Consider the following 9,938-nt stretch of genomic DNA (forward strand, 5'->3'; position numbering starts at 1 on the left):
ACCGAGGGCCCGGTCCTCGGGGTGTTGTCCCCGGGGGCCGGGCCCTTGGTGGTGGTTTGTCAGCCGATGGTGCAGGAGTTGCCGTTGAGGGTGAAGGCGGTCGGGGCGGCCGCGTTACCGGTGTGGTTGGCCTGGAAGCCGAAGGACACCGAGCCGCCCGGTGGGATGGAGCCGTTGTAGCTGACGTTGCGGGCGGTGACCTGTCCGCTGGTCGGGCTGTAGGTGGCGTTCCATCCGCTGGTGATGCTCTGCCCGCCGGGCAGGGTGAAGGCCACGGACCAGCCGTCGATGGCGGCGGTTCCGGTGTTGGTGACCGTGATGTTCTCGGTCAGTCCGGAGTTCCAGGCGTTCACCGCGTCCGAGACCCGGCAACCACCCGGGACCGGCGGCTCCGACGTCGGCGGAGTGCTCGTGGGCGGAGCCGAGGTCGGCGGCGCGGAGGTCGGCGGAGCCGAGGTCGGCGGGGCCGAGGTGGGTGGTGCGGAGGTCGGCGGGGCCGAGGTCGGCGGGGCCGAGGTGGGTGGCGTGTTGTTGTCCAGACCCAGGAACGAGATGGCATACGCGAGTTGCCCGGTCATCGGCAACTGATGCCCGACACCCGAAATGCTGACCCCCTCCACGGTGGCCTGGGTTCCGGTGTTCCCGTACCGGGTCCGGGTCCACGACGACTGCGGATGATCAGTGAACGCCGGGGTCTGACCCAACCCGTTCAGGTTCGTCCACTGCTTGATCTCCTCCCCGAAGTTCGGATACGCCAACGTGGTGTCCGTCGTACCGTGCCACAACTGCATCCGCGGATACCTACCCGTGTAACCCGGATACATCGCACGCGCCACATCACCCCACTGCTGCGGAGTCTTGATCACATTCCCACCCGAACACTGACTGTTCCACGTCGACCCATCAGTCGTCGCGAAACACCCCGCCGGCACACCCGAGAACGCCGAACCCGCCGCAAACACATCCGGATACTCCGCCGCCAGCACATTGGTCATCATCGCCCCAGACGAAAACCCACTGACCACGATCCGACCCGGATCCACGTTGTACCGCTGCCGCGCATAACTGACCATCGACATGATGCCAGTGGAATCACCACCACCATCCCGCCTCAACGCCTTCGCCGTCGACACATCAAAACAGGCCCCGGTACCCCCCTTCGTCTCCGGAACCACAATGACATAACCGTACCGATCCGCCGCCGTCGCATAATCATGACCATTACCGTAGAAAATGCCCGACGCCGTACCACTGCAGTAATGCACCAACACCAGCAACGCCGGCCGCACCGCCACCCGATCCGGAACATAGATGTACATGTTCAGACCCGTCGGGTTGTTACCGAAACTCGTGACCTTGGTCAACGAGGCAGCCGCCGCCGGCCGCGCCAGGAACAACACAGCACTGGCAGCCAGCGGCAACAGCGCCACCGCCAACACCGCCCGCAGAAAACGTCTCATCGCCTGTCCTCTCCGTACTTCTGGTCATCGGCCCTCGTCGAGGGTCGATCCGGGCCGGCCCGGTCGGCCCGGTCTGCTCCGATCGCGCCCGGCCCGGCGGGGCGGTCCACTCGGTCGACCCGGACGTTCAGGAGCGCGTCCACTTCTGGTTGGTCTGACCGTTACAGGTCCACAGCTGGGTCGTGGCGCCGTTGGCGGTGGACGCCCCGCTGACATCCAGGCAGAGTCCGGACTGGACTCCGGTGATCGTGCCGTCGGAGTTCAGCCGCCACTGCTGGTTGGCGCCGCCGTTGCAGTCCCAGATCTCGACCTTCGTACCCGAAGTCGTCTGGCTGCCATAGGCGTCCAGGCACTTACCCAGCACCTGTAGTTGGCTGCCCGAGGTGTACGTCCACCGCTGGTTGGCCTGGCCGTTGCAGTCCCAGATCTGCAACTGGGTGCCGTTCGTGGTGCTGTTGTTCGGGTCGTCAAGGCAGCGGTTCGAGCCGACGCCCCGCAAGACGGTGGTGTTGGTGGGTGGGGCCGAGGTGGGTGGGGCCGAGGTGGGTGGGGCCGAGGTGGGTGGTGCGGAGGTCGGCGGGGCCGAGGTCGGCGGGGCCGAGGTGGGTGGCGTGTTGTTGTCCAGACCCAGGAACGAGATGGCATACGCGAGTTGCCCGGTCATCGGCAACTGATGCCCGACACCCGAAATGCTGACCCCCTCCACGGTGGCCTGGGTTCCGGTGTTCCCGTACCGGGTCCGGGTCCACGACGACTGCGGATGATCAGTGAACGCCGGGGTCTGACCCAACCCGTTCAGGTTCGTCCACTGCTTGATCTCCTCCCCGAAGTTCGGATACGCCAACGTGGTGTCCGTCGTACCGTGCCACAACTGCATCCGCGGATACCTACCCGTGTAACCCGGATACATCGCACGCGCCACATCACCCCACTGCTGCGGAGTCTTGATCACATTCCCACCCGAACACTGACTGTTCCACGTCGACCCATCAGTCGTCGCGAAACACCCCGCCGGCACACCCGAGAACGCCGAACCCGCCGCAAACACATCCGGATACTCCGCCGCCAGCACATTGGTCATCATCGCCCCAGACGAAAACCCACTGACCACGATCCGACCCGGATCCACGTTGTACCGCTGCCGCGCATAACTGACCATCGACATGATGCCAGTGGAATCACCACCACCATCCCGCCTCAACGCCTTCGCCGTCGACACATCAAAACAGGCCCCGGTACCCCCCTTCGTCTCCGGAACCACAATGACATAACCGTACCGATCCGCCGCCGTCGCATAATCATGACCATTACCGTAGAAAATGCCCGACGCCGTACCACTGCAGTAATGCACCAACACCAGCAACGCCGGCCGCACCGCCACCCGATCCGGAACATAGATGTACATGTTCAGACCCGTCGGGTTGTTACCGAAACTCGTGACCTTGGTCAACGAGGCAGCCGCCGCCGGCCGCGCCAGGAACAACACAGCACTGGCAGCCAGCGGCAACAACGCCACCGCCAACACCGCCCGCAGAAAACGTCTCATCGGTGGCTCTCTTTCGATCCGGGGGCCCGCCGACGGCGGCCCGACCTCGCCGGTCGCCGCGCCGGGTCGCTCCCAGGCTGGTTGTTAGCGTTAACTTTCGGTGCTGACGTCCGGCCCGTCACCGGCCCCGATGGGCGACCGCCGGGACGTCGCGGCGCGGGCCTACGGGGCCGAGCGGGTGGCCGCCGTCGAGGGCGAGGCTGGTCGGTCCAGCGTTGGTGGCGCCGGACACGCTGGCCAGGAAGCCGAAGGTGGCGCCTCGACGCTCATGGCTCACTCCTCACAGCCGTGGCCGTGGCCGGGGGAGGTCGGCTGCCGCGCACGTCTCATCGGTGTTACATGAAGATGTCGACATCGATGTCGATGGTCTTTTCGCGGGACGGTACTCAGCGCCGTCGATGTAGTCAATCGCCTGGCCCGGTCGACCCACAATATCGAGGATTGTCGCTGTCATGCGCTAGGGTGGTGCGGGCGAGCGGTCGCCCGTCCCCCGCACATTTCCTGGAGGATCCGTGCCGAGTGACGACCACGGCATCGACCGACCTCGGCCGGTGACGCCGAGAACCGTACGCGCCGGTCGGCGGCTGCCCACGCGGCCCGGCCGGCTGACCGCGGCGCTCGCCGCGCTACTCGTCATGGTGTCGGCCGGCGCCCTCGCCATGGCACGGCCTGCCGCCGCGGCCTCGGGTCCGGCCCGCACGGCGGCTTCCGTGCCGACGACGGGACCGGCCCTGGCGGCGGCTGCCGCGATCACGACCCCGCCGATGGGCTGGGCGTCGTGGAACAGCTTCGCCGCCCAGATCAACTACACCGTCATCAGGAACCAGGTCGACGCGCTGGTGTCGTCCGGCATGAAGGACGCCGGGTACCAGTACATCAACATCGACGAGGGCTGGTGGCAGGGAACCCGCGACTCCGCCGGGAACATCACCGTCGACCTGAACGAGTGGCCCGGCGGCATGCAGGCCATCGCGGACTACATCCATAGCAAGGGCCTCAAGGCGGGCATCTACACGGATGCCGGGCGCAACGGGTGCGGATACTACTATCCGACGGGTCGCCCGGCGGCGCCGAACAGCGGCAGCGAGGGCCACTACGACCAGGACTTCCTGCAGTTCTCCCGGTGGGGGTTCGACTTCGTCAAGGTGGACTGGTGCGGTGGGAACGCCGAGGGGCTCAACTCGCGCACCGCGTACCAGGCGATCAGCGACGCGGTCGGCCGGGCCACCGCGCAGACCGGCCGACCGATGGTGCTGTCGGTCTGCAACTGGGGTGTCGCCAACCCGTGGGACTGGGCGCCGAGCATGTCGAACATGTGGCGCACCAGCGGTGACATCATCTACTTCGGGCAGTCCCCGGACATGAACCGCGTCCTGGCCAACTTCGACTCGGCGCAGCACCCGTCCGCGCAGAGCCCGGGACACTACAACGACCCGGACATGCTCATCGCCGGCATGCCCGGCTTCAGCGCGGCGCAGAACCGTACCCATTTCGGGCTCTGGGCCATCTCCGGCGCGCCCTTGCTGGCCGGCAACAAGCTAGACCAGATGAGTGCCGAGACCCGGGCGATCCTGACCAACCGTGAGGTGATCGCGGTCGACCAGGACGCGCTCGGCCGGCAGGGCGTCAAGGTGGCCGACAGCTCGGGCCTGCAGGTCTACAGCAAGGTCCTGACCGGAAGCGGACGTCGGGCCGTACTGCTGCTCAACCGCACCGGTGGGGCGGCGACCATCACCGCCCGCTGGTCGGACCTGGGGCTGACCGGCTCGGCCAGCGTCCGCAACCTGTGGACGGCGACCGACCTGGGCAGTTTCTCCACCGGCTACTCGACCAGCGTCCCGGCCCACGAGGCGGTGCTGCTCACCGTGACCGGCACCGACGGCAGCGACCCGGGCGACCCCCAGGCCAAGCGGATCGTTGGCGGGCAGTCCGGCCGGTGTGTCGAGGTGCCGAACTCGTCCACCACCAACGGCACCCAGGTGCAGCTGTGGGACTGTTCCGGCGGGAGCAACCAGTCCTGGACCGCGACCTCGGGCAAGCAGTTGCAGGTGTACGGCAACAAGTGCCTGGACGCGAACAACCGGGGCACCAGCAACGGCACCGCCGTGATCATCTGGGACTGCAACGGCCAGCCCAACCAGCAGTGGAACGTCAACTCCAACGGCACCATCACCGGCCAGCAGTCCGGCCTGTGCCTCGACGCGAACGGCGCCGGCACGGCCAACGGCACGAAGATGATCCTGTGGGCCTGCAACGGCGGCGCCAACCAGCAGTGGAGCCTGCGAAGCTGACCATCCGGACCCACTGCACCACCTGACGCCGGACAACCCAGGGGTTGATAATCTTCGATAGTTTCTTTTGTCGATTGATTAAGGGAGTCTCCGGTGGGCAGTCAACCGCGGCGCAAGCCGCGACCGGCCACGGCCATTGGCCTGGTCATTTCCCTGGTGGCGGCGGCCTCGGCCGTCGCCACCGCCACCAACGCGAACGCGGCCACCGAACTCACCCTGTCGGTGGCCGCGGCCACGGCCCGGCATGCGATCAGCCCGGATGTCTACGGGCTGAACGGGGCGGATCCGGCCTTCGCCGCCGAGATCGGGATGTCGGTGGCGCGTTGGGGCGGCAACGCGAGCAGTCGCTACAACTTCAAGAACCACACCTACAACACGGGCAGCGACTGGTATTTCGAGAACATCGTCGCGGGTCCGGACAAGACTCTCGAGGCGACGGTCAAGTCCAACCTCGACCGTGGCATCAAGCCGATCGTCGCGGTTCCGATGGCCGGGTGGGTGTCGAAGGACTCCCCCTCCGACCACCCGTTCAACTGCGGCTTCCCGGCGACACGATTTCCGGAGCAGGACAGTTTCGATCCCTGGGACGCCAACTGCGGCAACGGCAAGCACGGCGACGCCAACATCACCGGCGCCGTCCCCACGGACACCTCCGTGCCGGCCGACGAGTCGTTCGACGGCGAGATGGTGTCGCACCTGGTGAACCAGTTCGGCACGGCGGCCGAGGGCGGCGTGCCGATCTACGAACTCGACAACGAGCCCGTGCTGTGGAGTTCCACCCACCGGGACATCCACCCCGACGCGGTGTCGAACGACGAGCTGGGCGACAAGGGCACGGCGACCGCCGCCGCCATCAAGGCCGCCGACCCGAGCGCGAAGGTGCTCGGCCCGTCGGGCTGGGGCTACTGCGAATGGGTCGCCTCCGGAGTCGACGGGTGCGCGCCGGGCGCCGACGCGGCCGCGCACGGTGGGCTCAACCTCTCGCAGTGGTACCTCAAGAACATGAAGGACTACGGCGACGCCCACGGCGGGAAGCGCTACCTCGACTACTTCGACCAGCACTACTACCCGCAGATCAACAGCGGTACGGATCCCGACTCCAACGCCTGGCGGCTGCGGTCCACCCGGTCGCTGTGGGACCCGACGTACGTCGAGGAGTCGTGGATCGGTCCCAGCGGGGTCAACGCCCCGCCCCTGCAGTTCATCCGCCAGATGAAGTCGTGGGTGGCGCAGTACTACCCCGGGACGAAGACCGCCATCACCGAATACAACTGGGGCGCCCTGGACACCATCAACGGCGCGCTGACCGAGGCCGACGTCCTCGGCATCTTCGGACGGGAGGGTCTGGACCTCGCCACCATGTGGGGCGAGCCCAAGCCGACCGACCCGGCCGCCTACTCGTTCCGGATGTACCGCAACTACGACGGCGCCGGGGGCCGCTTCGGCGACGTGAGCGTGTCGGCCGCCAGCAGCGACCAGGACCAGCTTGCGGTGTACGCGGCGCAGCGCTCGTCCGACGACGCGCTGACGGTCATGGTGATCAACAAGACGGGCAACGAGCTGAGTGCACCGCTGTCGGTCGGTGGGTTCACCAGCACCGGCAAGGCGCAGCGGTTCAGCTACGGTCCCGCCGACCTCACCTCGATCGTGCGGGGCAGTGACCTGCAGGTGAACGGCGGCACGGTGGCCGGGACGTACCCGGCGAACTCCATCACCCTGCTGGTCCTGCCGAAGGGTGACCAGGAGCCGACCCAGACCCCCACCTCGGAGCCGACCCAGACCCCGACATCGGAGCCGACCCAGACCCCGACCTCGGAGCCGACGTCCGAACCGACGCCGACGCCGACGGTGTCGTCCTCGCCGACCGCCGGCCCGTCCGAGTCGACGCCGGCCGGTGGCTGCCGGGCGACCATGCATGTCGACAGCGACTGGTACACCGGGTTCGTCGGGACCGTGACCGTCACCAACACCGGCGGTTCGGCGACCCGCGACTGGCGGGTCGAGTGGACCTGGCCCGGCGATCAGCAGGTGACGAGTTCCTGGAACACCACGCTGACCCAGACCGGCACGACCGTGTCCGCCGGCAACGTCAGCTGGAACGGCTCGATCGCGGCGGGTGGCGTCACCACGTTCGGGTTCCTGGCGAGCAGCCACGGAGCGACACCGACGCTGAGCTGCACCAGCGGCTGACGACACCCGCGCGCCCGGATCCTGCGGGCCCGCGTGACCCACGGGAAAGGGCCCGTCCCCGGGATTGTCATCCGGGGACGGGCCCTTTCCCGGTGCCGGTCAGCCTGCGGCGCAGGCGGTGCCGTTGAGGGTGAAGCCGGTGGGCTTCGCGGTGTTGCCGGTGTGGTTGGCCTGGAAGCCGATGCTCACCGAGCCGCCGGCGGGGATGGAGCCGTTGTAGGAGACGTTGCGGGCGGTGACCTCACCGCTGGTCGGGCTGTAGGTGGCGTTCCAGCCGGAGACGACGCTCTGTCCGCCGGGCAGGGTGAACGTCAGCGACCAGCCGTTGAGCGCCGAGGTGCCGTTGTTGGTGATGGTCAGGTCCTCGGTCAGGCCCGTGTTCCAGGCGTTCACCGTGGCGGCGACCTGACAACCGCCGGTCGGCGGCGGAGTCGTGGGCGGCGCGGTGGTCGGCGGAGCCGTGGTCGGAGGCGCGGTCGTGGGCGGTGCGGTCGTCGGGGGCGCGGTGGTGGGCGGCGGAGCCGTCGTCGACCCGGCTCCGGGGCTGACCCGGAAGACCGCCGTGCCGTGCCCGGGAACGCTCGCCGAGATCGCACCGCTGGTCGGCAGGGTGCCGAGGGTCCAGGCGTCGACCAGGGTGAACGAGTTGCCGGTCAGACCGATCGCGGAGGCCGTCGTCGAGATGGTCGTCGTGGAGCTGCCCTGGTTCAACAGCGCCACCGCGACATCACCGTTGGCCAGCCGCTTGGCGAGCACCCGCCGGGTGCCGTCAAAGGAGATCTGGCTGGCCTGGAGGCCCAGGCTGTCCTGGTTGATGGCGATCAGGGGCTTGTTCTTCAGGATCGTCTGGGTGGCCGAGTCCATCGACCGGATGTCGTTGCCGGCGATCAGCGGCGAAGCCATCATGGCCCACATCGCGAAGTGCGAGCGCATCTCGGTGTCGGTCATCCCGCCCCGGCCGACCTCCATCATGTCCGGGTCGTTGAACGCGCCGGGCCGGGCGTACGACGCGAGCGGGACAGTGACATTGATGATGTTCTGGATGCCCATCGGGTAGCCGTTGGTCTGGCCGGTGTCCCACTTGTTGGTGATGTCCTCGGTGGTCCGCCAGATGTTGGCCACGTCGCCCCAGTTGCGCTGCGGGCCGGTCTTCGAGTGGATGCTGTTGGGATTGATGCTGTAGAGGATCGGCCGGCCGGTCGCGGCCAGCGCGTCCCGCATCTTCGCGAACGTGGCGACCTGGTCGTTGATGGTGCCGTTCGGCGAGCACCAGTCGTACTTCAGGTAGTCCACACCCCACGCGGCGAACTGCCGGGCGTCCTGCACCTCATGTCCCTGGCTTCCGGTCGCGCCCGGATAGCTGTTGAAGTACTGCGCGCAGGTCTTGTTCACCGGCACCTGGTAGATGCCGAACTTCAGTCCCTTGCTGTGCAGGTAGTCCCCGAGCGCCTTCATCCCGCTGGGGAACCGGCTCGGGTCACCCTGCAGGTTGCCGGACGAGTCCCGGTTCGGGTTGAACCAGCAGTCGTCGACCACCACGTACTGGTAGCCGAGATCGCGCATACCGCTGTTGACGATCGCGTCGGCCATGCCCCGGATCAGTGATTCGTTGATGTTGCAGCCGAAGGTGTTCCAACTGTTCCAGCCCATCGGCGGCGTGCGGCCGGTGCCGTTCTCCAATGCCTCTCCCGTGGTGGCGTGCAGGCCGACGGCTGCGCAGGTCGCCAGCAGCCCGGCGGTAATGCTCGCCGCCCACCGGCGGCGTGCGGTGGTTCGTCTCACGAGGTTCTCCCTTCGGCGGCGGTCCGCCGCAGGTACGGAGGGTCGGGGATATCGCAGTTGCCCCGTCCGGCCTCGGACGGGCCGGACGGGGCAGGATCCACTGCCGGATCTACTACCGGGCGAATTCGGTTATCGCCGGCTCCACTGCTGGTTGGCTCCGCCGTTGCAGGACCACAGGATCAGCTTCGTCCCGTTGGCCGTACCGGCACCGTTCGCGTCCAGGCACAGGCCGGACTGCTGGCCGGTGATCGAGCCGTTGGAGTTGAAATTCCACTGCTGGTTGGTGCCACCGTTACAGTCCCAGATGATCACCGTGGTGCCGTTGGTCGTGCCCTTGCCGTTCGCGTCCAGGCACTTGTTGCCGTACGCCTGCAACTGCTTGCCCGAGGTGTAGGTCCAGGACTGGCCGGCGGCGCCGTTGCAGTCCCACAACTGCACCTGGGTGCCGTTGGTGGTCGACGAGTTCGGCACCTCGACACACCGACCGGACTGCCCACCCACGATCTGCTGACCGGTTCCGGGCGGGGTGCTGGTGGGCGGCGTGCTGGTGGGCGGCGTGGTGGGTCCGCCGGCGTTGAGGGCGTTCAGGACACTGGTGTACGCCGGCTTCTTGTTCCCGTTGCTGTCGAACAACAACGGATTCTCCCCCGTACGCCACGAGTCACTGTC

General features: G+C 67.5%; 7 protein-coding genes. 2 read left to right on the forward strand and 5 right to left on the reverse strand.

The window, feature by feature from the left end:
- Nucleotides 1-59 precede the first annotated feature (59 nt).
- From ACXN5W_RS29785 to ACXN5W_RS29795, 3 genes are all read right to left on the reverse strand, one after another.
- On the reverse strand, nucleotides 60-1,460 hold the full coding sequence (locus ACXN5W_RS29785; RefSeq protein ID WP_473161712.1) for an extracellular catalytic domain type 1 short-chain-length polyhydroxyalkanoate depolymerase: 1,401 nt from the start codon (nucleotides 1,458-1,460) through the stop codon (nucleotides 60-62).
- 127 nt (nucleotides 1,461-1,587) lie between these two features.
- Complete coding sequence (locus ACXN5W_RS29790; protein WP_473161713.1) at nucleotides 1,588-3,006, reverse strand: extracellular catalytic domain type 1 short-chain-length polyhydroxyalkanoate depolymerase; 1,419 nt, start codon at nucleotides 3,004-3,006, stop codon at nucleotides 1,588-1,590.
- A gap of 118 nt (nucleotides 3,007-3,124) precedes the next feature.
- A complete protein-coding gene (locus ACXN5W_RS29795; RefSeq protein ID WP_473161714.1) occupies nucleotides 3,125-3,283 on the reverse strand; it encodes a hypothetical protein in 159 nt (52 codons plus the stop codon).
- A gap of 235 nt (nucleotides 3,284-3,518) precedes the next feature.
- On the opposite strand from ACXN5W_RS29795, the gene ACXN5W_RS29800 reads away from it, so the two are divergent.
- Entirely contained in the window at nucleotides 3,519-5,297 is a 1,779-nt protein-coding gene (locus tag ACXN5W_RS29800) for a glycoside hydrolase family 27 protein (RefSeq protein WP_473161715.1), read from the forward strand.
- A gap of 93 nt (nucleotides 5,298-5,390) precedes the next feature.
- Nucleotides 5,391-7,487, forward strand: coding sequence for a glycoside hydrolase family 44 protein (locus ACXN5W_RS29805; protein ID WP_473161716.1), 2,097 nt, complete (start codon nucleotides 5,391-5,393; stop codon nucleotides 7,485-7,487).
- Between the two features lie 99 nt (nucleotides 7,488-7,586).
- Here the strand turns inward: ACXN5W_RS29805 and ACXN5W_RS29810 are convergent, their stop codons facing one another.
- Entirely contained in the window at nucleotides 7,587-9,137 is a 1,551-nt protein-coding gene (locus ACXN5W_RS29810; RefSeq protein ID WP_473161718.1) for a cellulose binding domain-containing protein, read from the reverse strand.
- A 261-nt stretch (nucleotides 9,138-9,398) separates the two neighbouring features.
- Nucleotides 9,399-9,938 (reverse strand): RICIN domain-containing protein (locus ACXN5W_RS29815; RefSeq protein WP_473161717.1); only part of this gene is annotated, 540 nt, incomplete at its 5' end.

Source organism: Plantactinospora sp. A48 (assembly GCF_055793945.1).